This is a genomic window from Rathayibacter sp. AY1F6 (genome assembly GCF_002932035.1).
Classification (GTDB): domain Bacteria; phylum Actinomycetota; class Actinomycetes; order Actinomycetales; family Microbacteriaceae; genus Rathayibacter.
This window is the reverse complement of sequence record NZ_PSVD01000033.1, coordinates 1-25,365: the sequence shown is the minus strand read 5'-3', so window position 1 is coordinate 25,365 and position 25,365 is coordinate 1. Positions and strand designations below refer to the sequence as shown.

The window sequence follows — 25,365 nt, the reverse complement described above, 5'->3', positions numbered from 1 at the left end:
CCACCCGACAGGCACGGATCCGCCCGCAGCCCGCCCGTGCCCCCTGCGCGCGACACGCCCGCTCCGCGCACTACTCGACCAGCAGGCACCGCCCCCAGCGCTTCCGTCTGCGGCAACTCGACCGGCCCGCTCCCCGCGTTCGCGCCATGGGATCTCGATGCGCGCAATGCGCGCGCTACCCGATCAGCATGTTCCGTCGACCGCCGTTTCCGAGGGCCTCCCGCGAAGCGCAGCTCACCCGGACCCGACCGCGAAGCGGAGCCCACCCGGACCCGACCGCGAAGCGGAGCCCACCCGGACCCGACCGCGAAGCGGAGCCCACCCGGACCCGACCGCGAAGCGGAGCCCGGCCAGACCCGACCGCGACGCGGAGGCCCCCCGCGGCGACCGCGAAGCGGAGCCGTCCTCAAAGCGTGTCCCGGTGGGCGGTCGGCGGGGCCTGGTGGGGTCGATCGCAAGGCGGAGGCGTCGGGCGTAGCGGCGCTACGTTCGTCGCCGACAACGCCGCGAGCGGCCCCGCCAGGCCCCGCCGATCACATGCCGGTGTCGAGGCCGGAGTAGGCGTGGAGTCCCTTGAAGAACACGTTGACGACGCCGAAGTTGAACATGACGGCGGCGAAGCCGACGATGGCGAGCCAGGCGGAGGGGGTGCCGCGCCAGCCGCGGGTGGCGCGGGCGTGGATGTAGCCGGCGTAGATGGTCCAGATGATGAAGGTCCAGACCTCCTTGGTGTCCCAGCCCCAGTAGCGGCCCCAGGCCTTCTCGGCCCAGACGGCGCCGGCGATGAGCGTGAAGGTCCAGAGGATGAAGCCGAGGATCGTGACGCGGTAGGCGAGGTTCTCGAGGGTGAGGGAGCTGGGCAGGGTGCGCAGGAAGCGGAGGACCGAGCGGGGGCTGTCGCCGGAGGATTCGCGGCGGGCCTGGAGGAGCTGGGTGACCGAGAGCGCGAAGCCGAGGGCGAAGAACGCGGTGCCGAGGATCGCGACGAGCACGTGGATGACCAGCCAGTAGGACTGGAGTGCCGGCGGGAGCGGGACGACGGCGACGTAGTAGTTGACGGTCGCGATGCCGAGGAGCACCAGGACGAGGCCGGTGATGAACGCTCCGAGGAAGCGGAGGTCCCAGCGCAGCTGGACGGCGAGGAAGACGCCGATGATGATGAGCGTCCCGGTCATCGAGAACTCGTACATGTTCGCCCAGGGGACGCGGCCGGCGGCGACGCCGCGGAGGACGGTCGCGGCGAGGTGGAGCACGAAGCCGAGGAGCGTGAGCGAGAACCCGATGCGCATGGTCTTCGAGCGGGCGGGGGCGCGGTAGACCTCGTCCTCGACGCGGCTGCCGATGCGGGAGAGCGTCGCGGTGCGTCCGGAGCCTGCGGCGGCGACGGTGGCCTTGCCGCTGGCCGCGCGGTCGGCGGCGGCCGCGGAGGCGACGCGCTCCGCCTCCTGTACGACCTCGATCGACTCGCCGTCGGCCAGGGAGGCGCGGCGGGCGAGGTCGATCGCGAAGAAGACGAACGCCATGGCGTAGATGCCCATGGCGGAGGAGAGGCACAGCACCGAGTACTGCGAGAGGGTCGCGATCACCTCCTCAGGGTAATCGCTCGCCGCCCCGCCCGCCCCTTCGCGCTTGCACAGACTCGGCCCCTGCCCAGCCGGGCGGCGCCTGTGGAGGGGCCTCCGGGGCGTCCGGGAGGCGGGTCAGTCGAGCGGGGCGTGCCGGTCGGCGATCGTCCGCACGGCGCGCACCAGCTGGGGGTCCTCGCCGCGGGCGAGTCCCGCGTACTCGAGGAGGAGGCCGCCGTCGTGCTGGGCGGTCGCCTTCACCCACACGCGGCGCCGCGGGACGAACAGCGAGGTGAGGAGTCCGGCGAGCACGAGGATCGCGAAGAGCAGCACCCAGCCCTGGGTCGCGTCGTGGTGGATGTCGAACGAGGCGAAGCGCTTGACGCTGTCGGTGCCGATCCGCGTCGGGTCGGCGCCCGTGTTGTCGAAGGTCACGCTGCCGAGCCCGTTCGGGAGCTCGGCCGTGTCGCCGGGCTTGAGGGTGATCGGCGCGACGCCGGTGGTGCCGCCGGTGAGCCGGGTCAGCGAGTCGGTGTTGAGCACGTAGACGGATGTGGGCACTCCCCCGTCGAGGCCGAGGTCGCCCGCGAAGACGTTCAGCGAGAGCACGGGGTACTGCAGGTCGGGGAAGATCGAGGTCGACGCCCCGGAGGCCAGCGTGTCCTGCGTCGGGTAGAAGAAGCCGGTGAGGCCCAGCTGCTCGGAGAGCCCGTCCGGCACCTTGACGACGCCGACGGAGGTCAGGTTCGCGTCCTGCGGGAGGAAAGGCACCGAGTCGGTGAAGATCGCCCGGCCGGAGGGGTCGCGGACCGTGATCGTCGGGGCGTAGCCGTTGCCGAGGAGGTAGACGTTCGTGCCGCCGATCGCCAGCGGGTCGTTGACCTTGATCGTGCGGTCCTCGGTGCCCCCGCCGCGCTCGGAGGTCGTGACGTTCGCGGTGAAGTCGACGGGCTGGCCGAGCGCCGACTGGTTCTGCTCCTCGTACTTCACGTCGAGGCTGTCGAGGGTCAGCTGGTACGGGTCGAGCTGGCTGCTGTCGAAGAAGCGGCCGGGGTTGAAGGAGTCGTAGGCCGCGAGGTTGTTCGCGAACCCCTGGGAGCCCTCGACCAGCACGCGCTGCCCGCTGTAGCCGAACCCGCCGCCCACTCCGACGGCGACGAGGATGCCGACCAGGGCGGAGTGGAAGACCAGGTTGCCGGTCTCGCGGAGGTAGCCGCGCTCGGCCGAGACGCTCGACCAGCGGCCGCGCGGGTCGTCGTAGCGCTCGACGCGGTAGCCCGCCCGGCGCAGGACGGAGTGGGCGGAGGCGACGGCCTCCTCCTCTGTCGCGCCCTCGACCTCGCGGACGGTGTAGCCGGCGAGGCGCTGCAGGCGCGCGGGGGTGCGCGGCGGCCGCGACTGCATCGCCTGGAAGTGGTGGCGCGTGCGCGGGACGATGCAGCCGATCAGGGAGATGAACAGCAGCAGGTAGATGCTCGAGAACCAGGCGGAGGTGTAGGTGTCGAACGCCTGCACCTTGTCGAGCAGGGGCGCGAGGTCGGGGTTGTCGACGAAGTACTGGGTCACGCCGTTGGGGTCGGAGGAGCGCTGCGGCACGAGCGATCCGGGGACCGCCGCGATCGCCAGCAGCAGCAGAAGGAACAGCGCCGTGCGCATGCTGGTGAGCTGGCGCCACATCCACCGGAGCCAGCCGGTGAACCCGAGCGCCGGCTGCGTGACGGTGCCGTCGGAGTCGTAGTGGTCGGCGGGGCGGAAGGAGGCGTCCGTCCTCCGCTGCGCGGCCTCGTCGGGGCGGCGCGTGCTCTCCTCGGGCTCAGATCGCCGGCTGGAAGCCATCGATCACCGCCGAGAGGGATCCGTAGACGAGGGTGTTCCAGATGCCCGTGACCATCAGGACTCCGATCAGGACGAGGGCGGCGCCGCCGAGGATGTTGACCACGCGGATGTGGCGCTTCACGAAGGCGAGCGTGCTGGTCACCCAGCTGAAGCCGAAGGCGACGAGGAGGAAGGGGATGCCGAGTCCGAGGCAGTAGACCAGGGCGAGGAGGGCGCCGCGCCAGGGCGAGCCCACGCCGTAGCTGAGGGCGAGGATCGAGCTCAGCGTCGGGCCGAGGCAGGGCGTCCAGCCGACGCCGAAGACGATGCCGAGCAGCGGCGCTCCGATCAGCCCGGTGGCGGGACGGATCCCGGGTCGGAGCGTGCGCTGGAGGAACGAGAACTGCCCGATGAAGACGAGCCCCATCGCGATCACGACGAGCCCGAGGACGCGGGTGATCAGGTCGGTGTACTGGCGCAGCCAGAAGCCGACCGTGCCCGCCGCCGCACCGTAGAGGACGAACACCAGCGAGAATCCGAGCACGAAGAGGAGGACGCCCAGCACGACCCGGCGGCGTCCGCGGGCCGCCCGCTCGTCGGCGTCGGTGAATCCGCCGACGTAGGCGAGGTAGCCGGGCACCAGCGGGAGCACGCAGGGCGACGCGAAAGACACGAGCCCGGCCAGGAGCGCGATCGGCACGGCCAGCAGGAGCTGACCGCTGACGACGATGTCGCCCACGCCGCTACTCCCCCTCGGCGAGCGTGTCGCTCACGAGGGTCGAGAGGATCGACGCCTCCTGGAGCTGGCCGAGGATGCGCGACGCGACGCGCCCCTCCCTGTCGAGGACGAGCGTCGTGGGCACGGCGTTCGGCGGGACGGTGCCGGTGAAGGCGAGCTGCACCGACGAGTCGGTGTCGACGATGGAGGGGTAGCCGAGCCCGAAGGTCTCGGCGAAGGCGGCTGCGGTGGGGGCCTGGTCGCGCACGTTGACGCCGACGAACGACACGCCCTTGTCGGCGAACTCCGTGTTCACCGTCTCGAGGTCCGCGGCCTCGGCGCGGCACGGGGCGCAGCTGGCGTACCAGAAGTTGACGACGACGACCTGCCCGGCGAGGTCGGCGGAGTCGATGGTGGCGCCGATCTCGTCGGTGCCGGAGAAGACGATGGGGTCGTCCCGGTCGGCGGCGGCGATCTCGGTGACGGTGCCGTCCCCCGAGATGTAGCCCTTGTTGCTGCCGTTGCGGTACTGGTCGGCGAGCGGATCCTCGGAGCAGCCCGTCAGCGCGAGCGCGGCGGCCAGCGCGAGGACGCCCGCTGCGCGGAGCCGCCCCGTCCGGCGCATCAGACCGCTCCCACGTCGGTGGCCAGGCCCTGCAGGCCGGCGGCCGGGTCGGAGTAGCCGACCTCGACGAAGCCGTCCCCGCGCCGCTCGAGGGTCGTGATGCTCGAGAGGGCGCAGCGGCGCTTGCGCGGATCGTGGAAGAGGCGCTCTCCGGCGAGGGCGCGGTGGACCGTCCAGATGGGGAGCTGGTGGCTGACGATCGCGGCGTCGCCCTCCTCGGTGCTTTGCCACGCCGACTCGATCGCCGCGTACATCCGCGCCGAGATGGAGAGGTACGGCTCGCCCCAGCTGGGCTCGAAGGGATTGCGGAGCCACGGCCAGTGCTTGGGGTTCCGCAGGGCGGAGCTGCGCGCGGCGAGGGACTTCCCCTCGAAGCGGTTGCTCGGCTCGATCACCCGCTCATCGGTGCGGATCTCGAGCTCGAACGCCTGCGAGATCGGCTGCGCGGACTCCTGCGTGCGCTGGAGCGGCGACGCGATCAGCGCCGTGACGTGGCGCCGGCGCTCGAGCAGGTCGTCGGCGGCGGAGCGGGCCATGCGGTGGCCCAGATCCGAGAGCCGGAAGTTCGGGAGTCGTCCGTAGAGGACCCGGTCGGGGTTGAACACCTCGCCGTGCCGCACGAGATGGATCTGATCGGCAACCACGAGCGTCAAGTGTACGGAACGCGGCGTGGGGGAACGCCGGGAAAGGGTCGCCTGAGCCGGACCTGAGCGGAGCCTCAGCGGCGCGTCGAGACCGCCGCCGACAGCCGCCGCACGAGCGGTCCGGGCAGGTGCCGCACCACGGCCATCGGGACCCCGAAGCGCAGCGACGGCACCGAGACGACGGAGCCGCGCGCGACGTCGCGGAGGAACTCCTCCACCACCGCGTCCGCGTCGAGCCAGAGGAAGGAGGGGATGGAGGAGGTGTCCATCGCCGCCCGCTCGTGGAACTCGGTGCGCACCCAGCCCGGGCAGAGCGCGGCCGAGCGGACGCCGGTGCCGCGCAGCTCGACGGCCAGCGACTGCGCGAAGGCGGTCGCCCACGCCTTCACCGCGGAGTAGGGGCCGAGGTGCACGAAGCCCGCGACGCTCGACACCGTGAGGATCGCGCCGCGGCCGCGGGCGGTCATCGCCTCGGCCGCCGCACCCGAGAGCACGGCGACCGAGCGCACCATCACCTCGAAGGCGTGGTCCTGGGCGGCGACGTCCGGCTCGGCGAAGGTCCCGTCGATCCCGAAGCCGGCGTTGTTGACGAGGACGCGGACCGGACGAGCCGGATCGACGAGCCGCGCGCGCACGCGCTCGACCTGCTCGCGGTCGCCGAGGTCCGCGGGCAGGACCTCGACCGCCGCGGCGCCGAGGCCGCGCAGTCCGGCCGCCGCCTCCTGGAGGCGCTGCTCGCTGCGGGCGACGAGGACGAGGCTCCAGCCGCGGCGCGCGAACGCCCGGGCGAAGGCGAGGCCGATGCCGGAGGACGCGCCGGTGATCAGTGCGGTGCTCATGCTCCGACGCTACCCGTCGCCGCCCGGCGGCCCCCGAGTAGACTCCCCTACCGTGACCGACGAGACCCGCCTCCCCCGAACCACTGTCAAGAAGCTCGCCGCGCTCGAGGACGGACCCGTCCGCGTGTCCGGCTGGGTCGAGACCGTGCGTGACCAGAAGAAGGTGCAGTTCGTCGTCCTGCGCGACGAGTCGGGTGCCGTGCAGCTGGTGAACCCGGCCGTGCGCGAAGCCGTCGAGGGCGACGACGCGTCGGCTGCGCGCCTCGCGATCACCGAGGAGATCTCCGGCCTCGCCCAGGGCTCCTTCATCACCGTCACCGGCGCGCTCAAGCACGACGAGCGCGTGAAGCTGGGCGGCATCGAGGTCAAGCTCGAGACGCTCGAGGTCGTCGCGGCATCGATCCCGGAGGCGCCGATCGCGCCCGACTCCGGCATCGACAAGCGCATGGACTGGCGCTTCCTCGACCTGCGCCGTCCTGAGCAGAACCTCATCGCCCGTGTTCAGACCACGTTCGAGCACGCGCTGCGCACGTACTGGATCGAGCACGACTTCATCGAGATCCACACCCCGAAGCTCATGGCGAGCGCCTCGGAGTCGCGGGCCGAGCTCTTCGAGGTCGAGTACTTCGAGACGAAGGCCTACCTGGCGCAGAGCCCCCAGTTCTTCAAGCAGATGGCGCAGCCCGCAGGCTTCGGCAAGGTCTTCGAGGTCGGCCCCGCCTTCCGCGCCGACCCCAGCTTCACCTCGCGTCACGCGACCGAGTTCACGAGCGTCGACGCCGAGGTCTCCTGGATCGACTCGCACGAGGACGTCATGGAGCTGCACGAGCAGCTGATGGTCGCCGGCCTCACCGCCGTCGTCGAGAAGCACGGCGCCGAGGTCAAGGCGCTCTTCGACATCGACCTGACCGTCCCGACCACGCCGTTCCCGCGCATCCCGCTCGCCGAGGCCAAGCGCATCGTCGCCGAGCGCGGCTACGAGGTGCCCCGCGCCGACGACGACATGGACCCCGAGGGCGAGCGCCGCATCGCGGCCTACGTGCAGGAGGAGTTCGGGCACGACTTCGTGTTCCTCACCGACTACGCGTCGAGCATCCGGCCGTTCTACCACATGCGCCGCGAGGGCGACGGGACGATCACCAACAGCTACGACCTCATCTACAACGGCGTCGAGATCTCGACCGGAGCGCAGCGCGAGCACCGCGTCGACGTCCTCGTCGAGCAGGCCCGCGAGAAGGGCCTGGACCCGGAGGAACTCGAGTTCTACCTCGACTTCTTCCGCTACGGCGTCCCGCCGCACGGCGGCTTCGGCATGGGCCTCTCGCGCGTGATCATGCTGATGCTGAACCAGGCGAACCTCCGCGAGGTCACCTACCTGTTCCGCGGCCCGACCCGCCTGCTGCCCTAGGCGCGCACCACGGTCGCGGGAACCCCGGACCATCGAGACCGCCGCGGACGGCGGGTCCCCTCGACGGGCCGGGGTTCCCTCGCGCCGGCGGCTAGGGAGCCGGCAGCACCACGAGGTCGAGGTAGTCGGCCAGGCACGCCACCATGTCCACCGCGTCGCGCTCGAGCAGCCACTGCAGCTGCACGCCGTCCCAGAGCGCGATGATCGACGCCGCCACCCGCTCCGGATCGGACCCCTCGCGGAGGCGCCCGGCGGCCTGGAGCTCGCGCAGCTCGGCCGTGTACTCGCTGCGGAGGCGGCGGAACCGCGCGGCGAAGAAGTCGCGCCCCGGGTGCTCCTGCGTCGTCGACTCGCCGCAGAGCACGGCGTACAGCTCGATCACTCCGGGCGCCGTCTCGTTGTAGCGGGTCTGCCGCAGGATGCCGGCGACCAGCCCCTCCTCCGGGTCCGGCGGCGAGGAACCGTCGCCCGTGATCAGGTCGCGGTGCTCGAGGACCGCGAAGAGCAGGTCGGTCTTCGACGGGAAGTAGTGCAGGAGGCTCGTCTGGCTGAGCCCGACGCGGTCGGCGACCTCCTGGAGGGAGCCGCGGGCGTAGCCCCGCGCGGCGAAGACCTGGTGGGCGGCCTCGATGATGGCGCGGCGGCGCTCGGCCGACTTCGCGTACGGGCCGCGTCGCCTCGTCGCCTCCGCCATCGACCCCTCCTTAGCACTGGAGGCGCCTCGCCGTGCCCCTCGAACGGCCAGCGTAGCGGCGGCGGAGGAGCAGTGCCGCCAATTTCGAGTACCTACTCGAATTCGTGGTAGCGTCCCGATCATCGCCGGGTGAGACTCCCCGGCTCTCCACCACGACGAAGTGAGGGAAGATGCATCCGTTCACCCGGAGACAGCTCATCGCCGCCGGTCTCGGCACCGCGGCACTCGGGAGCCTGACGGCCTGCGCGACACCGGGCACCGTCTCGGTCAACACGGCGCCGACGATCGCCCCGGCCACCGGCCCGGTCCGCCTGCAGTACTGGGGCTGGCTGAAGGACCTGCAGAAGGTCTGCGACGTCTGGAACGCCTCGCACCCCGAGATCCAGGTCGAAGCCGTCTGGATTCCCGGCGGCAACGCGGGCGGGTACCAGAAGCTCTACTCGGCCCTCGCCGCGGGCGGCGGGCCCGATCTCGGCCAGGTCGAGATCCGCTCCGTCCCCGAGTTCATGCTCGTCAACGGCCTCGTCGACCTCACCCGGTACGGCGTCGAGCAGTATCGCGACCTGTACGACCCCACGCTCTGGGGCCAGGTCAGCTACACCGGCGGCGTCTACGGCATCCCGCAGGACAGCGGCCCGATGGCGCTCTTCTACCAGCCCGAGGTGTTCGGGAAGGTGGGTGCGGAGCCGCCGACGACCTGGGACGACTGGGCAGCGGTGGCGACGGAGCTGCGCGGAGCCGGCTCCTACATCGACTGCTTCCCCCTCGCCGACGCCTCGGTCTTCGCCGCGTTCGCGACGCAGGCCGGTGCGCAGTGGCTGCGCCCGGAGGAGGACGGCTGGGTCATCGACATGACCGACGACGCCACGACGCGCGTCGCCTCCTTCTTCGACACGGCCATCGACCAGGACCTGGTGCAGACCGGCTACGGCGCCTACTCCCCCGCGTGGTTCGCGGCCGCGGCGAAGGGCGGCATCGCCTCCTGCGCCACCGGCAGCTGGGGCGACGCCCTGATCGAGGGGGTCAGCGGAGGCGCGGGCAAGTGGCGCGCGGCTCCCATGCCCGTCTGGGGCGACACCGGCTTCGGCTCGAGCTTCCTCGGCGGATCGACCGCGGCGGTGTTCTCGAGCAGCAAGCACCCGGAGGAGGCGATCGAGTTCGCCGTCTGGATGACCACCACGCAGGAGGGCATCGACGCGATGATCGCCAACAGCGGCATCGGCTGGTCTCCCGCGGTCGGCGAGATCGGCACGGCCCGCAAAGGTCCGAGCGACTTCTTCAGCGGGCAGAACTACAACGAGGACGTCCTCGTGCCCGCATCGAAGGAGCAGAACCCGGACTGGTCCTGGTGGCCCGTCACGCAGCAGTCCTTCAACATCCTCAGCGACGGCTTCCGGAAGAAGGCGTCCGGGCTCTCGCTCGTGGACGCGGTCGCCGAGGCGGAGCAGCAGATCATCACGGTCTTCGAGAACAAGGGCCTGAGCATCAGGAGGGCCTCCGCATGACCACCACGACCTCCCCCGCCGCCGCCGCGGTCGCGGCCACCACGCGGACGCCGGGCGCGCCCCGGCGCAGCCGCGCGGTCGCCCGCGCCCCGTGGATCCTCCTCGGACCCTTCCTGGCCCTGTTCGTCCTCACGTTCATCGTCCCGATCGTCGTCGCCGTCGGCTCCAGCTTCACGAAGGTGACGCGCTCCGGCCTCTTCGGCGAGGCCGGGGTCACCAGCGGGTTCGCGGGCTTCGACAACTACGCGCAGGCCCTCGCCGACGGCAACTTCATCGCCTCCATCGGGCGGATGTTCCTCTTCGGCATCGTCCAGGTGCCGGTGATGATCGCCCTCTGCACCGTCCTCGCGCTGATGCTCGAGTCGGCGTCGGCGAAGTTCCCCGGCTTCTTCCGGGCGGCCTACTTCCTCCCCTACGGAGTGCCCGGAGTCATCGCGACGATCCTGTGGTCGTTCCTCTACGTGCCCGGCCTCAGCCCGCTCATCGACGCGGCGAACGTGGTCGGGCTCCAGCCCGACTTCCTCGGTGCGGACACGGTGCTCTGGTCGATCGCGAACATCTCGCTCTGGAGCTACACCGGCTACAACATGCTGATCATCGTCGCCCAGCTCAAGGCGATCCCGGTCGAGCTCTACGAGGCGGCGAAGGTCGACGGCGCCTCCACCTGGCGTGTCGCCCGCAGCATCCAGCTGCCGCTCATCCGCCCCGCGCTTGTGCTGACGACGATCTTCTCGATCATCGGAACGCTCCAGCTGTTCGCCGAGGCGCAGGTGCTGAAGACGGTCGCTCCGGCGATCGACAGCCAGTACACGCCGAACCTCAGCGCGTACACCACGGCCTTCGCCTACAACGACTACAACGTCGCCGCCGCCCAGGCCGTCCTGATCGCGCTGGTCGCGTTCCTGCTCTCCTTCACGTTCCTCTCGATCTCGAACAGGAGGTCGTCATGAGCCGCACCGAGACCCCGCCGACCACGACCACCGGAGTCGTCACCGCCGACCGCCCCGTGAAGGCCGGACGCGGGCCCGACCGCTCGGCCGGCCGCAACCGCGCCTCGACCATCATCGTCACCGCGATCCTCGTCGTCGTGGCGGTCTACTTCCTCATCCCCGTCTACTGGGTCGTCGTCGCGGCGACCAAGACGACCGAGGACCTCTTCGCCACCTACGGCTTCTGGTTCGCCCCGACGTTCGCGCTCTGGGACAACCTGACGCAGGTGCTGACCTACGGCGACGGCATCTTCGTCCGCTGGTTCCTCAACTCCGTCCTCTACGCCGGAGTGGGCGCCCTGCTCGCGACCTACCTCGCCGCGGCGGGCGGCTACGCGCTGGCCAAGTACGAGTTCCGCGGCAGCAGGCTCGTGTTCGGGACGATCCTCGCGGGCGTCCTGGTGCCGGGCACCGCGACCGCTCTGCCGCTGTTCCTGCTCTTCAGCCAGATGGGCATCGCGAACACCTACTGGAGCGTGCTGATCCCCTCGCTCGTCTCGCCGTTCGGGCTGTTCCTCTGCCGGATCTACGCTCAGGCGACCGTGGACACCGCGATCATCGAGGCGGCGCGCATCGACGGCGCCGGGGAGCTGCGGATCTTCCACACGCTCGGGCTGCGCATCCTGACTCCCGCGCTGGTCACCGTGTTCCTCTTCCAGCTGGTCGGGATCTGGAACAACTACTTCCTGCCCCTGGTGATGCTCTCGGACACGAACCTGTTCCCGATCACACTGGGACTGAACAACTGGCTCGGACAGGTCGACCGCCTGCCCGAGTTCTACGAGCTGACGACCGGCGGCGTCCTGCTGTCGATCATCCCGCTCGCCATCGCCATGATCGTGCTGCAGCGCTTCTGGCGCGGCGGCCTGACGGAAGGCTCCGTGAAGTGACGACTCCCCCGACGACCTCCCACTACCTGACGGACACCGGACCGGGCTCCGGCCGCCGCCGGGCCCCCCGCTCGTGGCTGCACACCGACGCCCCGGCGCTCCCGCTGGACGGGGAGTGGCGCTTCCGCCTGCTCCCCGCCGCTCCGGGGACCCCGGACGGCGCCGGCGTGCTGCCGGAGGGCGAGGGCGTGGACGCCGTCGGGGACGAGTCGTTCGACGACTCCGGCTGGGACCTGATGCCGGTGCCCTCGCACTGGGTGCTGCAGGGCGACGGGCGCTACGGACTGCCGGCCTACACGAACGTGCAGTTCCCGTTCCCGACCGAGCCGCCGTTCGTTCCGGACGCGAACCCGACGGGCGACTACCGCCGCACCGTCGCGGTCCCGGAGGAGTGGGACTCCGCCGAGGCGGTCGTCCTGCGCTTCGACGGCGTCGAGTCGCGGTACCGCGTGTGGGTCAACGGCGTCGAGATCGGCATCGGGTCCGGCAGCCGGCTCGCGCAGGAGTTCGACGTCACCGGCGTCGTCCGCCCGGGCGAGAACCTCGTCGTGGTCCGTGTGCACCAGTGGTCGGCCTCGAGCTACGTGGAGGACCAGGACCAGTGGTGGCTGCCGGGGATCTTCCGCTCGGTGCACCTGCTCGCGCGCCCCGTCGGCGGGATCGAGGACGTGTGGCTGCGCTCCTCCTTCGCCGGCGGCTCGGGCCGCATCGAGGCGGAGGTGACCGCCGCGGCCGACGCGTTCCCGCTGACGCTGCGCGTGCCCGGGCTCGGGATCGAGACGGTCTGGGCCTCGGCGGAGGAGATCGCCGCGATCGAGGTCCCCGAGGTCGAGCCGTGGTCGGCGGAGGCTCCGCGCCTCTACGACGCGACGCTCGCCTCCGCCGGCGAGACGGTCTCGCTGCGGCTCGGCTTCCGCACGGTCGAGATCCGCGGCGACCGCTTCCTGGTCAACGGCGAGCGCGTCGTCTTCCATGGAGTCAACCGCCACGAGACGCACCCCGACCGCGGTCGAGCGTTCGACGAGGACTCCGCCCGCGAGGACCTCGCGATGATGAAGCGCTTCAACGTGAACGCCATCCGCACCAGCCACTACCCGCCGCATCCCCGTCTGCTCGACCTCGCCGACGAGCTCGGCTTCTGGGTGGTCCTCGAGTGCGATCTCGAGACCCACGGCTTCGAGCGGGTCGGCTGGGCGGGCAACCCCAGCGACGACCCCGCCTGGCGAGAGGCCTACCTCGACCGCATCGAGCGGACCGTCGAGCGCGACAAGAACCACCCGAGCATCGTGCTCTGGTCCCTCGGCAACGAGGCGGGCACCGGCGCGAACCTCGCCGCGATGTCCGCCTGGGTGCACGGCCGCGACCCCGAGCGCCCCGTCCACTACGAGGGCGACTACACCGGCGCGTACACCGACGTGTACTCGCGGATGTACTCCTCGATCCCCGAGACCGAGCGGATCGGCACCGACGGCTCGCTCACTCCGCTGCTCGGCTGCTCCCCCGGCGAGTCCGCTCGGCAGCGCTCCAAGCCCTTCCTGCTCTGCGAGTACGTGCACGCGATGGGCAACGGCCCGGGAGCGATCGACCAGTACGAGGACCTCGTCGACCGCTTCCCGCGGCTGCACGGCGGCTTCGTCTGGGAGTGGCGCGACCACGGCCTGCGGGCGCGCACGCCGGAGGGCGTCGAGTACTACGCGTACGGCGGCGACTTCGGCGAGGTGGTGCACGACGGCAACTTCGTGATGGACGGCATGGTGCTCTCCGACGGCACGCCCAGCCCGGGCCTCTTCGAGTGGAAGCAGATCGTCGCTCCGGTGCGCCTCACGGTCCGCGGCGACGGCGTCGTCATCGAGAACCGCCGGCACGACGCCTCCACCGCCGATCTGCGCTTCGCGTGGCGGGTCGAGCGGGACGGGCGGGTCACCGCAGAGGGAGTGCTCGACGCCCCGGTGGTCGCGGCCGGCGACGCCGTGCACGTGGAGCTCCCCCCGCTCGACGTGCGCCCCGGCGGCGAGACCTGGCTCACCGTCGACGCGGTCCTCGACGCCCCGACCGCCTGGGCGGAGGAGGGCCACGTGCTCTCCACCGGTCAGCACCTCCTCGCCGCGCCGTCGGCGGTGCCCGCGTGGTCCCGCGCCGTCCGCGCCGCTCCGCCCCTCGAGGGCGGCGCGCTCGGAGTCGCGCGGTTCCGCGACGGCCGGCTCGCCTCCCTCGCCGGCCTGCCCGTCGACGGACCGCGCGCCGAGCTCTGGCGCGCCCCGACCGACAACGACGAGGGCGCGGGCTTCCCCGGCTACGTCTCCGGCGACCCGTACGACGGCGACGGCCGCGGGACGCCGGCCCCCTCCTCCGCCGCCCGCTGGCGCGAGGCCGGACTCGACCGCCTGGTCGGCCGCGTGCAGGAGGTGGACGCCTCCGCCGGGCTCCGCCGCGTGACCCGCTTCTCGGCCGCGGACCTCGATGCGGGACTCCTGATGGAGGAGCGCTGGAGCGTCGACGGGGAGAGCACGGTCCTCCGCGTCGACCTCGTGCCGACCCGGGGCTGGGACTCCGTCTGGCCGCGGCTGGGCATCCGGATCGACCTGCCCGCGTCGATCGACGGCGCGGAGTGGTTCGGCACCGGCCCACTCGAGTCCTACCCCGACAGCCTCCGGGCCGCGCGGGTGGGGCGCTTCACGGCGGAGATGGACCGGCTGACGACTCCGTACGCCCGCCCGCAGGAGAGCGGTCACCGCAGCAGCGTGCGCGAGCTGACGCTGACGGAGGCGGGCTCGCCCCGGCTCCGCATCGAAGCCGCGCGCGACCTGCACGGGCGCCTTCCCGGCTTCACCCTGGCGCGGCACACGCCGCAGGAGATCACGGCCGCCGCGCACCCGCACGAGCTGCCGGAGTCGGAGCGCGCGGTCCTCGTGATCGACGCCGCCCAGCACGGCCTGGGCTCCCGCGCGTGCGGTCCGGACGTGTGGCCCGACTTCCAGCTGCGGCCGGAGGCGCGGACGATCCTCCTCCGCTTCACCGCGGCCGGCTGAGCGCCGGGAGAGGACGAGGGAAGGCCCGCGGGATCGCGTCCCCGGGCCTTCCCTCGTCCTCGGGACGCGTCAGTCGCTCTGCGTGCGCGGCAGCGGTCCGCCGATGAAGAGGTCCGTGTTCATGCGCCGGCGGCGCATCACGACCAGGACGGCCGCGCAGGCGACGAGCGACGCGGCGACCGCGCCGCCGCCGATCATCAGCGCGGTGGTCGGCGTGATGCCGGCCGGTCCCGCCGAGGCGGCCGTGCTGAGGAAGGCGGTGCGCGCGGCGCTGATCGCGGTGCCGCAGACCTGCTGCGCCTCCCACGGTGCGGCCGTGGTGTCGCTGTCACGGTAGGAGACGGTCACGGCTGCCGTGCGGTGCGACTCGCGGCCGAAGGCGACGACGCAGTAGACGGAGGGGTCGGGGTCGGCGATGACCGCGTCGCCCAGCGCCAGCTCGGCCCAGCCGATGGAGTCGGACTGCACGGCGACGTCGCCGGCGGCCAGGTCGGCGCGGGACCCGGAGGTCTCGAAGGCGCCCACGGCGACCTCCTCGTCGGCGTCGAAGCCCCAGACGGCGCCGCGGGGCGCCTCGGTGCTGCCGTCGCCGAGCTCGCGCGGCTCGAGCAGGAGGCCGTTGCCGGTGGAGGGCGCGAGCCGGAAGACGACCTTGGCGGCGGAGCCCTGGTCGCCCGTGAGGTCGACCGTGAAGGCGCCCGACTTGGTGATCAGCGCGGTCGGCACGGTCGCTGTGCCGCTCCCCGCCTCGAGGGTCAGCGGGGTCTTGGTGCCGTTCGGGTCGCGGAGGACCGCGGAGACGGCCTCGCCGCTCGCGAAGCCGGTGTACGAGAAGCCGACGCCGTAGAAGCGGGCGAGCTCGACGGTGAGCGCCTCCGGCTGCACGGCGAGCTCGCGGGTGAGGAAGACGTCCGCGGTCGCGGCACCGGCCGCCGGCTTCGCGCCCTCGGTCGAGGTGCCGAGCTCGGTGCGTCCGGGGGCCGACGCCGCCGGAGTGACGGCGCCCGCACCGGAGGAGCCGGCGGTGCCGGACGTGGTGGTGCCGGTTGTGGTGCCGCCGCCGGAGGTGCCGCCGGACGTCGCTCCGCCGGTGGTGCCGCCGCCGGAGCCGGAGCCGCCGGAGGACGATCCGCCGCCGGTGGAGGGCTGACCGCCGCCGGAGCCGCCCTGCTGGCCGCCGCCGGTCGAGCCGCCGCCGGTCGAGCCGCCGCCGGTCGAGCCGCCGCCGGTCGAGCCGCCGCCGGTCGAGCCGCCGCCGGTGGATCCACCGCCGGTGGAGGGCTGGCTCGGCTGCTGGGGCGCGGGGTCGACCGGTGCCGGATCGACCGGCGCGGGGTCCACGGGCGCGGGGTCGACGGGAGCGGGCTGCTCGGGTTCTGCCGGCTCCTCGGGCACTCCGGGAACGGACGGCTCCTCGGGGACGCCGGGAACGGGGTCGGAGCCGCCGTCGCCCGGCTGCTCGGGATCCTCCGGCACGCCGGGGATGGTCGTCGCGGCCGGCTGCTCGACCGTGGTCGAGACCGTCGAGGCGGAGGGGGCCGCGACGGCCGCTCCGGGGAGGGCCAGGCCGAGCACGAGCGCCGCGAGAGCGGCGGCGGGCAGGGCGAGTCGGCGGGATGACGGCATGGCGGTTCCTTCCTCCACGGGCGACGATCTGCGTCCGCGCACGGAGGAGCGCACTCCCCCCTCACGAGGGTAAGGGCGAGAGGCGAGCTTTCGCGAGCCGTCCCGTCCCCCGTCAGAGGGACGTCGCGGTCGTGCTTCCGTCCGGACGGCCCGGTCGAAGCTCACCCGCGATCGAGGAGGGCCCGCCGGAGCCGCGCGGGATCGACCCGCCAGAAGGTGTGCACGCGCCCGTCGATCAGCACCACCGGGATCTCCTCGACGAAGCGCTCGTGCAGCTCGGGATCGTCGAGGATCGACACCTCCGAGACGGCGACCGACGCCTCGCCGCCCAGATCGGCGACCACCTGCTCGACCACGGTCCGCGCGTCGTCGCAGAGATGACAGCCCGGCTTGCCCACGAGCGTCAGCTCCACGTCCACCATGCGGTCAGTGTACGGCGGCCCCGGCGACGGGCGCCGAGACGGCGAGCGCCGCCGGGATGATCCGTGAACGCAGACGAGCGCCCGACCCCGGAAGGGCGGACGCTCGAGTGGGAAGAGGCGCGAGCCTACTTCTTGTTGCGACGCTGGTGGCGAGTCTTGCGAAGCAGCTTGCGGTGCTTCTTCTTCGCCATACGCTTGCGACGCTTCTTGATGACAGAACCCACGAAGACCTCACAACGTTCAGGGGGTCGACCGCCCGACGGGCGGCCGCTTACGAAAAACTGGCTCCCGCGAGCTTACACGACCCGGGGCTCCACCGTTTCCGGCTCCTCGGCGCCCCTCACTTGCGGATGCGCAGCGCCTCCGCCACCTTCGTCGCTCCCTCGCTGACGCCCCGCTGGATGTCCTGCACCACGGTGCTGACCTGGTGGGTGCGCTCGGCGAGCGCCCGGCCCAGCGACTCCGCCCGGGCCGCGGTCGGAGCGTCGAGCAGGGCGCCGGCCGCCTCGTCCTCGGCGAGGAAGGGCAGCAGCCAGTCCTCGACCTCCGCCAGCGGCGCGTACTCGAGCGCGTAGAAGCGGTGCTGTCCGCTCTCGCGCACCGTGACGAGGCCGGTCTCGCGCAGCACCTTGAGGTGCTTGGAGACGGTCGGCTGGCTCAGCTCGAGGCGCGCCACGATCCGCGACACGCTCATGCCCTCGGCCGAGCCGTCCCGCCGCTGCTCGAGCAGCAGGGCGAGGATGTCCCGGCGGGTCCCGTCCGCGATCACCCCGAAGATGTCAGCCATGCGCCCAGGCTAGTCAGCGCCCCGGGGGCCCGGCACCGAGCGGGTAGCATGGCCGCGATCGAGTGGAGGATCCGCCGTGGTGGTTCGGCAGCAGTTCCGCAGCCCCGTGGGCGTCTCGCCCGTCTCCCCCTGGTCGGGTTTCGAGCGGGCCCGCGACCTCATCGACGACTTCGCCGGACGCTCGCCGTCCCGCTTCGCGATCCTCATCTTCTCGGCGCTCGTGCTCGTGTTCACCCTGCTGTTCTCGCTGCCGGTGTCGAGCACCACGGGCACCGTCACGCCGCTGCACGACGCCTTCTTCACCGCGATGTCGGTGATCTGCGTGACCGGCCTCGCGACGGTCGACATGGCGACGCACTGGTCGGCGTTCGGCCACTCGATCATCTTCGTCGGCGTGAACATCGGCGCTCTGGGAGTGCTGACGCTCGCCTCGATCATGGGCCTGGCGATCTCGCGCCGCCTCGGGCTCCGGGCGAAGCTCATGGTCGCCAGCGACTCGAACCCTCTGCGGATCCACTCCGGCCCCGTCGCCGAGGGCCAGGCCGTGCGCCTGGGCGAGATCGGCGGGCTGCTCGCCACCGTCGCGATCAGCGCCGCCGCGATCGAGATCATCGTCGCGCTCCTGCTGTTCCCGCGGATGCTGATCGACGGGATCCCGATCGGCGAGGCCGTCTGGCACTCCTTCTACTACTCCGCGATGGCGTTCACGAACACCGGCTTCGCCCCGAACGCCGCGGGACTCACCCCGTTCGAGGACGACTACTGGTTCCTCGGCATCCTGATGCTCGGCGTCTTCCTCGGCTCGATCGGCTTCCCCGTCATCTACGCCTTCTCCCGCGGCTGGCGGCGCCCGCGCAAGTGGTCGGTGCACGTGAAGCTGACGCTGGTCACCTCCGTGATCCTGCTCGTCGCCGGGGCCGTCCTCTACATCGTGCTCGAGTTCGACAATCCGAGGACCTTCGGCAGCCTCGATGCGGGAGATACCGTCTTCCAGTCCTTCTTCCTCTCGACGATGACGCGGTCGGGCGGCTTCTCGACGATCTCGGTCCCCGACCTCAACGGCTCGAGCCTGCTCGTGACGGACATGCTGATGTTCATCGGCGGAGGATCGGCCTCCACGGCCGGCGGGATCAAGGTCACGACCCTCGCGATCCTGTTCCTGGCCGCCTTCGCCGAGGCCCGAGGCAACAACGACATGGAGGCGTTCGGCCGCCGGATCCCGAACGACGTCCTCCGCCTGGCCGTCTCGGTCGTGCTGTGGGGCGCGACGACGGTCGCCGTGTCGAGCGTCCTGATCCTGCACATCACCAAGGCCTCGCTCGACCACGTGCTCTTCGACGTGATCTCGGCCTTCGCGACCTCCGGGCTCTCGACGGGGCTCACCGCGGAGCTGCCGCCGTCCGGGGTCTACATCCTGGCGCTGACGATGTTCATGGGCCGCGTTGGTACCGTGACTCTCGCCGCCGCGCTCGCCGCGAGCCAGCGGAGGCAGTTGTTCAGACGACCGGAAGAGAGGCCCATCGTTGGTTGACCGCATCAGGTACGACGCCCCGGTGCTGGTGATCGGCCTCGGGCGCTTCGGAGCCGCCACGGCCGGCCAGCTCGACCGCCTCGACCGCGAGGTCCTCGCCATCGACGCCGACGCCGGTCTCGTGCAGAAGTGGTCGGAGCGGGTCACCCACGCGGTGCAGGCCGACGCCCGCTCGCTCGACGCCCTCGCGCAGATCGGCGCGCAGGACTTCCAGGTCGCCGTCGTCGCGGTCGGCTCCTCCATCGAGGCGTCCGTGCTGATCACTGCGAACCTCGTCGACCTCAAGATCCCGCAGATCTGGGCGAAGGCGATCTCGCGCTCGCACGGCAAGATCCTCGAGCGGATCGGCGCGAACCACGTGATCTACCCCGAGGCGGAGGCGGGCGAGCGCGTCGCGCACCTGGTCTCGGGCCGCATGCTCGACTTCATCGAGTTCGACGACGACTTCGTGCTCGCGAAGATGTACCCGCCCAAGCCGATCCGGGGGCTGACGCTCACGGAGTCGGGCGTGCGCCGCAAGCACCGCGTGACCGTCGTCGGCGTCAAGAGCCCGGGCAAGCCCTTCACCTACGCGACCGAGCAGACCGTCGTCTCGAACCACGACCTCATCGTGGTCAGCGGCACCCCCAGCGACATCGAGCGCTTCGCGGCCCTCGGCTCCTGACCCGCGCCCCCTCCCTCCTCCTCCTCTGCGGGATGCCGCTCCGGTACGCCCGCTCCGGGGTGTCGCGTACCCGAGCGGCGTCTCGCGGAGAGGAGGGCGGAGTCAGGAGGCGGCGAGCTCGCGGGCGCGGGCCAGCGCGGCGTCGGTCGCCCGCGTGAAGAGAGCGGCGAGGTCGGCCTCCTGCAGGACCGCGACGGCCCGCTCGGTGGTGCCCTTCGGGCTCGTGACCCGCCGGCGCAGCTCCGCCGGCTCCTCGCCGGAGTCCGCGAGCAGCTCGGCCGCGCCGCGGAACGTGCCGACCACCATCGTCGACGCCTGCTCCGGGGTGAAGCCCTTCGCGACAGCGGCCGCGATGAGCTCCTCGATCAGCAGGAACACGTAGGCGGGCCCCGAGCCGGAGATCGTCGAGAGCGCGTCGAGCTGCGACTCCGGCACCTCGACCACCTCGCCGACCGTCTCGAACAGGCGGCGCACGAGCGCCAGGTCCTCGTCGCCGGACCGCGTGCCCGCGCTGAGGCCGGTGACGGCGCGGCCCACGACCGCGGGAGTGTTCGGCATCGAGCGGAGCACGGCGACGGACGCGGGCAGGTGCCGCTCGAACGTGGCCGCGGTCACGCCGGCGGCGACGGAGACGACGACCGCGCCCGGGGCGAGCGCGTCGGCGATCTCGTCGAGCAGGTCCGGCACCATGTGCGGCTTGACGGCCACGAGCACGATCGCCGCGCCCTCGACCGCACGCCGGTTGGCCTCCGGGTCGTCCGCGGTGGCGAAGGCGGTGACCACCGGGTGGCCGTCCCACGCGGCGGCCTTCGCGGAGTCGCGGTTGGTCACCCGCACGCCCCCCTCGACGCGCACGCCGGGAGCCAGCAGGCCCTGGAGGATCGCACCCCCCATCGAGCCGAGGCCGAGGACGGCGATGGACGGGAGCAGGACGGGCGCATCGGTCACGCCGCTCATCCTACGAAGAGCCCGCGGCAAGGGGGTCCGGGTGCGGTCCGGCGCCTCGTAGGATGGCCCGACCATCCAGCGGCGAGCCCGAGGAGACCACGTGAGCGCATCCGGAGGCGGCACCGCGATCATCGCGGCGCTCGCGGCCAACCTCGGCATCGCCCTGACGAAGTTCGTCGCCTGGTTCTTCTCCGGATCCGCCTCCATGCTCGCCGAGGGCGTGCACTCGCTCGCCGACTCCGGCAATCAGCTGCTCCTGCTGCTCGGCGGCCGCAAGTCGCGGAAGGCCGCCGACGAGGAGCACCCGTTCGGCTACGGACGGGAGCGCTACGTCTACGCCTTCGTGGTGTCGATCATCCTGTTCTCCGTCGGCGGCGTCTTCTCGCTCTACGAGGGCATCGAGAAGATCGCCGAGCCGCACGAGCTCGAGAACGCCTGGCTGCCGATCCTGGTCCTCGTGATCTCGATCTGCCTCGAGGGCTACTCGCTGCGCACCGGAGTGAAGGAGTCGAACCGGGTCCGCGGCTCGCAGTCCTGGTTGCAGTTCATCCGCCGGGCGAAGGCGCCGGAGCTGCCGGTCGTGCTCCTCGAGGACGTCGCCGCGCTCACCGGTCTGACGTTCGCGCTGCTCGGAGTCGGGCTGACCGTGATCACCGGCGACTCGGTCTACGACGCGATCGGAACGATCATGATCGGCACCCTGCTGATCGTGGTGGCGATCGTGCTGGGCGTCGAGACGAAGAGCCTGCTGGTCGGCGAGGGGGCGACTCCCGCCGACGCCGCCTCGATCCGCGCCGCGCTCGAGGCCGGTCGCGACGTCGAGCGCGTCATCCACATGCGCACCCTCTACCTCGGACCGGACGAGATCCTCGTGGCCGCGAAGCTCGCCTTCCCGGCCGCCGAGACCCTCGAGCACGTGGCCGCCGGGATCGACGCCGCGGAGAAGCGGATCCGCGAGGCCGTCCCCACCGCCACCACGATCTACCTCGAGCCCGACGTCGACCGCGGACGCGCGGGATCGGTGGCGGCCCGTCCGGCCGTGACGGAGGCGGAAGGGACGGCCGCCGCGGCCGCTCCGGCCGCCGCCGCTCCGCCCGCCGCCTCCCCGCCGGCCGCGCCGCACGGGAGCGCCTGAGATGCGCCGGGCCCTGGCGATCGTCAACGAGCGCGGTGCCGGGCTCGGCGCGCTCGAGCCGATGCTGACCGAGCGGGGGTTCGCCGTCGACGCCGTCGCAGGGACGGACCTCGACGCGATCGACATCCTCGCCCCCGACCTCGTCGTCACGCTCGGCTCCAGCGCCGGCGTCTACGAGACCTCGCGGCACCCCTTCATCAGCCCCGAGATCGCGCTCCTGCAGGACCGGATGCACCACCGCCGTCCCACGCTCGGCGTCTGCTTTGGAGCGCAGCTGATCGCGACCGCCCTGGGCGAGTCCGTCCATCCCGGATCGGCCCGCGAGGTCGGCTTCCGCCCGGTCGTGCTCACGGAGGAGGGCGCCGGCTCCCCGCTCCGGCACCTCGCCGGCGTCGACGTGATGCAGTGGCACGGCGACACCTTCGCGCTGCCGAGCGGAGCAGCGCTGCTGGCGTCGTCGCCGGCGGGCGAGGTGCAGGCGTTCGCCGTGGAGGACTGGCTCCTCGGCGTGCAGTTCCACCCCGAGCTGACCGGCACGATGGCTGCGCAGTGGCTCGAGGGCGACGGGGAGTGGGCGGGAGCGGCGGGCTACGACGCCGCCGTGCTCGCCGAGGACGTCGCGGCGGAGCGCTTCGAGCGGATGCACGCGGTGACGCGGCTCGCGCTGACGGAGTGGCTGGGCGCTCCGAGCTGAGGGGTTCGGCGGCGCTCGGCGTCAGCGGCGCTCGGCGTCAGCGGCGGTCGGCGTCAGCGGCGGTCGGCGTCAGCGGCGGTCGGCGAAGAAGTCGAGCAGGAGCCGCGAGCACTCCGCGGCGCGGACCCCGGGGTACACCTCGACCACGTGGTTGTGCCGGCGGTCGCGGAGGAGGTCGTGCACGGATCCGGAGGCGCCCGCCTTCTCGTCCCACGCGCCGAAGACGACGCGGTCGATCCGCGCCGCCAGGATCGCTCCGGCGCAGAGCACGCACGGCTCGAGCGTGACCACCAGCGTGCAGCCCTCGAGATGCCAGTCGCCGCGGGCCTCGGCCGCCGCGCGGATCGCGACCACCTCGGCGTGCGCCGTCGGATCCCGCCGCAGCTCGCGCTCGTTGCGCCCGAGCCCGAGCACCGCACCCTCCGAGTCGAGGACCACCGCGCCCACGGGGACGTCGCCCCAGCCCGCGGCCCGCCGCGCCTCGTCGAGCGCCAGGCCCATCCACTCCTCGGAGCGGCGGGGGACGCGGAGATCGCTGTCGCGCATCGCTCCCCCTCCTGCGGCGGCCCGCTGCGGCCGGTGGGGCGCCGCTCCGGCCAGTAGATTGAGCTTATGCGCGTCCACGTAGCCGACCACCCGCTGATCACCCACAAGCTCACCGTGCTGCGTGACAAGCGCACCCCCTCCCCCACCTTCCGGCAGCTCGCCGAGGAGCTGATGACGCTCCTCGCCTACGAGGCCACCCGCGGCGTCCGCACCCGCACCGTCACCATCGAGACCCCCGTGACGCAGACCACCGGCCTCGCGCTCAGCGACCCGCAGCCGCTGGTCGTCCCGATCCTTCGGGCCGGCCTCGGGATGCTCGAGGGCATGGTCAAGCTCATCCCGACCGCCGAGGTCGGCTTCCTGGGCATGGCGCGCAACGAGGAGACGCTCGAGCCGACCACGTACGCGGAGCGCCTGCCCGACGACCTGTCGAACCGCCAGTGCTTCGTCCTCGACCCGATGCTCGCGACCGGCGGCTCGCTCGTCGCGGCCATCCAGTTCCTCTTCGACCGGGGAGCGGTCGACGTCACCGCCGTCTGCCTGCTCGCCGCCCCCGAGGGCCTGGCCGCCGTCGAGAAGGCCTTCGGCGACCGCGACGTGACCATCGTCCTCGGCTCCCTCGACGAGAAGCTCAACGAGCTCGGCTACATCGTCCCCGGCCTCGGCGACGCGGGCGACCGCCTCTACGGCCTCGCGGGCTGAGCCCGCCGGCACCCGGACGAGCGGGCCTCGCGTCGCACCCCGGAACAGGGAGCCCCGCTGAGCCGTGCCGGTCGGCCGGCGCAGCGAGGGTCTCGACAGCCCCCACCGCGACCGTCCGGCAAAGCCCGTCCTGCGGATCGAGCAGCCCGCGCAGCGGGCGCATCGAGGTCCCCAATCACGGCGCGCGCCTTCTCCCGAGCACCCGAACCACCCCCGACGCGCCGTCCATCCCCACGGAAGTGTTGACGCCGTGCACCGGCCTCCGCTTTACTGACGGACATGACTGACACCCTGCACGCCCCGACCTCCCTCGAGGCCACCGGGAATGCCGGCATGATGATGGCCGGTGGCCCCGTCATGTGCTGTCGAATGTGTGCATGAGGAACTGACCTCGCCGGATCCCCGCACCGCCTCCGCCCGCTGATCGTCACGATCGGCTGAGCGTCCGAGGCGCGGACGATCCCCTGGATGCCCCGCATCCGACTCTGCCGCCACCGCGCACCGCGGGCCGGCTCGATCGCGCACACCCGGATCCGCCCCCTCGGACACTCGTCCCGGATCCGACCAGCCAAGGACTCGTCATGACCCTCCTCCACACCCGCACCGCCACCGCCACCACCCCCACCGAGGCGCCCCGCCTCCAGCCGGTCGCCGACGCCGCGCCCGCAGCGCCCCGCCTCCGCGCCGTCCCCCAGGGCACCGAGGCCCGCGGCTTCGCCCTCTACGTCGGCATCGACGAGGCCAAGGCCCGTGCCGCCGGAGTCGACCTCGGCCGCCTGGTCGAGGAGCTCAAGCGCGTCACGGCGCAGCTCGCCCCCGACGCCGAGACCTACGCCTCCGTCGCCCTCGCCCCGCAGGGCGCCGGAGGCCGCGACGTGGACGTGGTCCGCCTCGCGCTGCAGGACCCGGCCGCCGTCGCCAAGCGCCGCTCCGACGCCGAGCCCGATCCCGACCGTGCACCCGGCGGCGTCGTCATCGACATCTCCCGCAAGCGCGTCATCCTCGACGAGGAGACCACCCCCCTCACCTACAAGGAGTTCGAGCTCCTCCAGTACCTCGTGCTCCGCGAGGGCCGCACCATTGATCGCACCGAGCTCATCGCCTCGCTCTGGGGCGCCGCGGACGACGACGCGCCGAACGAGCGCACCATCGACGTCCACGTCCGCCGCCTCCGCGCCAAGCTCGGCCGCTACGAGGAGATCGTGCGCACCGTCCGCGGAGTCGGCTACCGCTTCGACCGCCACGCCGACGTCGCCATCCGCTACGCGTCGACGCCGTCGCCGGATCTGTTCTGAATTGTGAGGAGAGCGCTTGCGCTCTCCTCACCGCGGTCGGCTTCACCGGTGGTCGCGATTCGGAGAGCGGGTCGCGACCGGCTAGCGGGAAACGCTGACACGCGTTTCCCGCGTTCGCCTCGAGGGCGGAACGTCCTCTCGACCTCGACGGATGTGCGCGACCGCTCCTCACACGTGGAGGGCTGCTCGACGGCCCGCTGCGTGGTCGAAGCCGTGGCGGGGCGGGTCGCGCCTCGCGGGGCAGGACGACGGGGCCGGGCCGCGTCGGCGGGGGACGAGGGCAGGGGGTGCTCG

Annotated in this window: 24 protein-coding genes; 11 read left to right on the top strand and 13 right to left on the bottom strand. The window is 72.2% G+C overall.

Features of this window, described 5'->3' with window-relative positions:
• Window positions 1–533 precede the first annotated feature (533 nt).
• The 6 genes from ccsB to C5C44_RS16065 form a co-directional block, all read right to left on the bottom strand.
• Complete coding sequence (gene ccsB, locus C5C44_RS16090) at window positions 534–1,538, bottom strand: c-type cytochrome biogenesis protein CcsB (RefSeq protein ID WP_104249832.1); 1,005 nt, start codon at window positions 1,536–1,538, stop codon at window positions 534–536.
• A gap of 162 nt (window positions 1,539–1,700) precedes the next feature.
• Window positions 1,701–3,401: a cytochrome c biogenesis protein ResB gene (locus C5C44_RS16085; RefSeq protein WP_104336196.1), complete on the bottom strand. Its 1,701-nt coding sequence runs from the start codon at window positions 3,399–3,401 to the stop codon at window positions 1,701–1,703.
• Window positions 3,379–4,119, bottom strand: a complete 741-nt coding sequence (locus tag C5C44_RS16080) for a cytochrome c biogenesis CcdA family protein (RefSeq protein WP_244230512.1) — start codon at window positions 4,117–4,119, stop codon at window positions 3,379–3,381. The genes C5C44_RS16085 and C5C44_RS16080 overlap by 23 nt, the downstream gene beginning before the upstream one ends.
• Before the next feature lie 4 nt (window positions 4,120–4,123).
• Entirely contained in the window at window positions 4,124–4,723 is a 600-nt protein-coding gene (locus tag C5C44_RS16075; RefSeq protein WP_104336195.1) for a TlpA disulfide reductase family protein, read from the bottom strand.
• Window positions 4,723–5,367, bottom strand: a complete 645-nt coding sequence (locus C5C44_RS16070; protein WP_104336194.1) for a histidine phosphatase family protein — start codon at window positions 5,365–5,367, stop codon at window positions 4,723–4,725. The genes C5C44_RS16075 and C5C44_RS16070 overlap by 1 nt, the downstream gene beginning before the upstream one ends.
• 74 nt (window positions 5,368–5,441) lie before the next feature.
• Window positions 5,442–6,206, bottom strand: a complete 765-nt coding sequence (locus tag C5C44_RS16065) for an SDR family oxidoreductase (protein WP_104336193.1) — start codon at window positions 6,204–6,206, stop codon at window positions 5,442–5,444.
• 52 nt (window positions 6,207–6,258) lie between these two features.
• On the opposite strand from C5C44_RS16065, the gene aspS reads away from it, so the two are divergent.
• A complete protein-coding gene (gene aspS / locus C5C44_RS16060; RefSeq protein WP_244229585.1) occupies window positions 6,259–7,614 on the top strand; it encodes an aspartate--tRNA(Asn) ligase in 1,356 nt (451 codons plus the stop codon).
• A 91-nt stretch (window positions 7,615–7,705) separates the two neighbouring features.
• Here aspS and C5C44_RS16055 read toward each other — a convergent pair whose 3' ends face one another.
• A complete protein-coding gene (locus C5C44_RS16055; protein ID WP_244230513.1) occupies window positions 7,706–8,308 on the bottom strand; it encodes a TetR/AcrR family transcriptional regulator in 603 nt (200 codons plus the stop codon).
• Between the two features lie 170 nt (window positions 8,309–8,478).
• Between C5C44_RS16055 and C5C44_RS16050 the strand changes: the two genes are divergently transcribed.
• The 4 genes from C5C44_RS16050 to C5C44_RS16035 are packed head-to-tail and all read left to right on the top strand — an operon-like array spanning window position 8,479 to window position 14,721.
• Entirely contained in the window at window positions 8,479–9,813 is a 1,335-nt protein-coding gene (locus C5C44_RS16050) for an ABC transporter substrate-binding protein (RefSeq protein ID WP_104224859.1), read from the top strand.
• Window positions 9,810–10,763, top strand: a complete 954-nt coding sequence (locus tag C5C44_RS16045) for a carbohydrate ABC transporter permease (protein ID WP_104225918.1) — start codon at window positions 9,810–9,812, stop codon at window positions 10,761–10,763. Before C5C44_RS16050 ends, C5C44_RS16045 begins: the two co-directional genes overlap by 4 nt.
• Complete coding sequence (locus C5C44_RS16040) at window positions 10,760–11,692, top strand: carbohydrate ABC transporter permease (protein WP_104225919.1); 933 nt, start codon at window positions 10,760–10,762, stop codon at window positions 11,690–11,692. The genes C5C44_RS16045 and C5C44_RS16040 overlap by 4 nt, the downstream gene beginning before the upstream one ends.
• Window positions 11,689–14,721 carry a glycoside hydrolase family 2 TIM barrel-domain containing protein gene (locus C5C44_RS16035; RefSeq protein ID WP_219827860.1) on the top strand — a complete coding sequence of 1,011 codons (3,033 nt, stop codon included), beginning with the start codon at window positions 11,689–11,691 and terminating at the stop codon, window positions 14,719–14,721. The genes C5C44_RS16040 and C5C44_RS16035 overlap by 4 nt, the downstream gene beginning before the upstream one ends.
• Window positions 14,722–14,790: 69 nt before the next feature.
• Here C5C44_RS16035 and C5C44_RS17155 read toward each other — a convergent pair whose 3' ends face one another.
• From C5C44_RS17155 to C5C44_RS16015, 4 genes are all read right to left on the bottom strand, one after another.
• Window positions 14,791–16,347, bottom strand: a complete 1,557-nt coding sequence (locus C5C44_RS17155) for a hypothetical protein (RefSeq protein ID WP_181132891.1) — start codon at window positions 16,345–16,347, stop codon at window positions 14,791–14,793.
• 161 nt (window positions 16,348–16,508) lie between these two features.
• Entirely contained in the window at window positions 16,509–16,769 is a 261-nt protein-coding gene (locus C5C44_RS16025) for a glutaredoxin family protein (RefSeq protein WP_104224855.1), read from the bottom strand.
• A 125-nt stretch (window positions 16,770–16,894) separates the two neighbouring features.
• Complete coding sequence (locus tag C5C44_RS16020) at window positions 16,895–16,993, bottom strand: 30S ribosomal protein bS22 (RefSeq protein ID WP_003792170.1); 99 nt, start codon at window positions 16,991–16,993, stop codon at window positions 16,895–16,897.
• Window positions 16,994–17,109: 116 nt separating this feature from the next.
• The gene (locus C5C44_RS16015; RefSeq protein WP_104224854.1) at window positions 17,110–17,556 is read right to left on the bottom strand and encodes a helix-turn-helix transcriptional regulator; all 447 of its coding nucleotides are present in this window, start codon (window positions 17,554–17,556) and stop codon (window positions 17,110–17,112) included.
• A 160-nt stretch (window positions 17,557–17,716) separates the two neighbouring features.
• Between C5C44_RS16015 and C5C44_RS16010 the strand changes: the two genes are divergently transcribed.
• Both C5C44_RS16010 and C5C44_RS16005 read left to right on the top strand, forming a co-directional pair.
• Complete coding sequence (locus C5C44_RS16010) at window positions 17,717–19,087, top strand: TrkH family potassium uptake protein (protein WP_244229642.1); 1,371 nt, start codon at window positions 17,717–17,719, stop codon at window positions 19,085–19,087.
• Window positions 19,080–19,751 (top strand): TrkA family potassium uptake protein, encoded by a 672-nt coding sequence (locus C5C44_RS16005; protein ID WP_068255410.1) that lies wholly within the window; start codon window positions 19,080–19,082, stop codon window positions 19,749–19,751. The genes C5C44_RS16010 and C5C44_RS16005 overlap by 8 nt, the downstream gene beginning before the upstream one ends.
• Before the next feature lie 102 nt (window positions 19,752–19,853).
• On the opposite strand, the gene proC is transcribed toward C5C44_RS16005, so the two are convergent.
• Complete coding sequence (gene proC / locus C5C44_RS16000; RefSeq protein WP_104233429.1) at window positions 19,854–20,708, bottom strand: pyrroline-5-carboxylate reductase; 855 nt, start codon at window positions 20,706–20,708, stop codon at window positions 19,854–19,856.
• Window positions 20,709–20,799: 91 nt separating this feature from the next.
• Here proC and C5C44_RS15995 point away from each other — a divergent pair, with 91 nt between their 5' ends.
• Window positions 20,800–21,834, top strand: coding sequence for a cation diffusion facilitator family transporter (locus C5C44_RS15995; RefSeq protein WP_104327785.1), 1,035 nt, complete (start codon window positions 20,800–20,802; stop codon window positions 21,832–21,834).
• Window position 21,835: 1 nt separating this feature from the next.
• Window positions 21,836–22,528, top strand: coding sequence for a gamma-glutamyl-gamma-aminobutyrate hydrolase family protein (locus C5C44_RS15990; RefSeq protein WP_104327786.1), 693 nt, complete (start codon window positions 21,836–21,838; stop codon window positions 22,526–22,528).
• A 69-nt stretch (window positions 22,529–22,597) separates the two neighbouring features.
• On the opposite strand, the gene C5C44_RS15985 is transcribed toward C5C44_RS15990, so the two are convergent.
• Window positions 22,598–23,074: a nucleoside deaminase gene (locus tag C5C44_RS15985; protein ID WP_219812140.1), complete on the bottom strand. Its 477-nt coding sequence runs from the start codon at window positions 23,072–23,074 to the stop codon at window positions 22,598–22,600.
• Between the two features lie 66 nt (window positions 23,075–23,140).
• Here C5C44_RS15985 and upp point away from each other — a divergent pair, with 66 nt between their 5' ends.
• Both upp and C5C44_RS15975 read left to right on the top strand, forming a co-directional pair.
• Window positions 23,141–23,776 (top strand): uracil phosphoribosyltransferase, encoded by a 636-nt coding sequence (upp, locus tag C5C44_RS15980; protein ID WP_104224850.1) that lies wholly within the window; start codon window positions 23,141–23,143, stop codon window positions 23,774–23,776.
• A 581-nt stretch (window positions 23,777–24,357) separates the two neighbouring features.
• Window positions 24,358–25,071 (top strand): winged helix-turn-helix domain-containing protein, encoded by a 714-nt coding sequence (locus tag C5C44_RS15975; RefSeq protein ID WP_104336191.1) that lies wholly within the window; start codon window positions 24,358–24,360, stop codon window positions 25,069–25,071.
• The last annotated feature ends 294 nt before the right edge of the window (window positions 25,072–25,365 follow it).

Excerpts from the sequence above, each read along its gene's own strand:
- C5C44_RS15990 (WP_104327786.1), top strand. The coding sequence starts at position 21,836 with ATGCGCCGGGCCCTGGCGATCGTCAACGAGCGCGGTGCCGGGCTCGGC.
- ccsB (WP_104249832.1), bottom strand. The coding sequence starts at position 1,538 with ATGGGCATCTACGCCATGGCGTTCGTCTTCTTCGCGATCGACCTCGCC.
- proC (WP_104233429.1), bottom strand. The coding sequence starts at position 20,708 with ATGAGCGGCGTGACCGATGCGCCCGTCCTGCTCCCGTCCATCGCCGTC.
- C5C44_RS16065 (WP_104336193.1), bottom strand. The coding sequence starts at position 6,206 with ATGAGCACCGCACTGATCACCGGCGCGTCCTCCGGCATCGGCCTCGCC.
- C5C44_RS16025 (WP_104224855.1), bottom strand. The coding sequence starts at position 16,769 with ATGGTGGACGTGGAGCTGACGCTCGTGGGCAAGCCGGGCTGTCATCTC.
- C5C44_RS15975 (WP_104336191.1), top strand. The coding sequence starts at position 24,358 with ATGACCCTCCTCCACACCCGCACCGCCACCGCCACCACCCCCACCGAG.
- C5C44_RS16015 (WP_104224854.1), bottom strand. The coding sequence starts at position 17,556 with ATGGCTGACATCTTCGGGGTGATCGCGGACGGGACCCGCCGGGACATC.
- C5C44_RS16040 (WP_104225919.1), top strand. The coding sequence starts at position 10,760 with ATGAGCCGCACCGAGACCCCGCCGACCACGACCACCGGAGTCGTCACC.
- C5C44_RS16085 (WP_104336196.1), bottom strand. The coding sequence starts at position 3,401 with ATGGCTTCCAGCCGGCGATCTGAGCCCGAGGAGAGCACGCGCCGCCCC.
- C5C44_RS16050 (WP_104224859.1), top strand. The coding sequence starts at position 8,479 with ATGCATCCGTTCACCCGGAGACAGCTCATCGCCGCCGGTCTCGGCACC.
- C5C44_RS15985 (WP_219812140.1), bottom strand. The coding sequence starts at position 23,074 with ATGCGCGACAGCGATCTCCGCGTCCCCCGCCGCTCCGAGGAGTGGATG.
- C5C44_RS16045 (WP_104225918.1), top strand. The coding sequence starts at position 9,810 with ATGACCACCACGACCTCCCCCGCCGCCGCCGCGGTCGCGGCCACCACG.
- C5C44_RS17155 (WP_181132891.1), bottom strand. The coding sequence starts at position 16,347 with ATGCCGTCATCCCGCCGACTCGCCCTGCCCGCCGCCGCTCTCGCGGCG.
- C5C44_RS16055 (WP_244230513.1), bottom strand. The coding sequence starts at position 8,308 with ATGGCGGAGGCGACGAGGCGACGCGGCCCGTACGCGAAGTCGGCCGAG.
- upp (WP_104224850.1), top strand. The coding sequence starts at position 23,141 with ATGCGCGTCCACGTAGCCGACCACCCGCTGATCACCCACAAGCTCACC.
- C5C44_RS16075 (WP_104336195.1), bottom strand. The coding sequence starts at position 4,723 with ATGCGCCGGACGGGGCGGCTCCGCGCAGCGGGCGTCCTCGCGCTGGCC.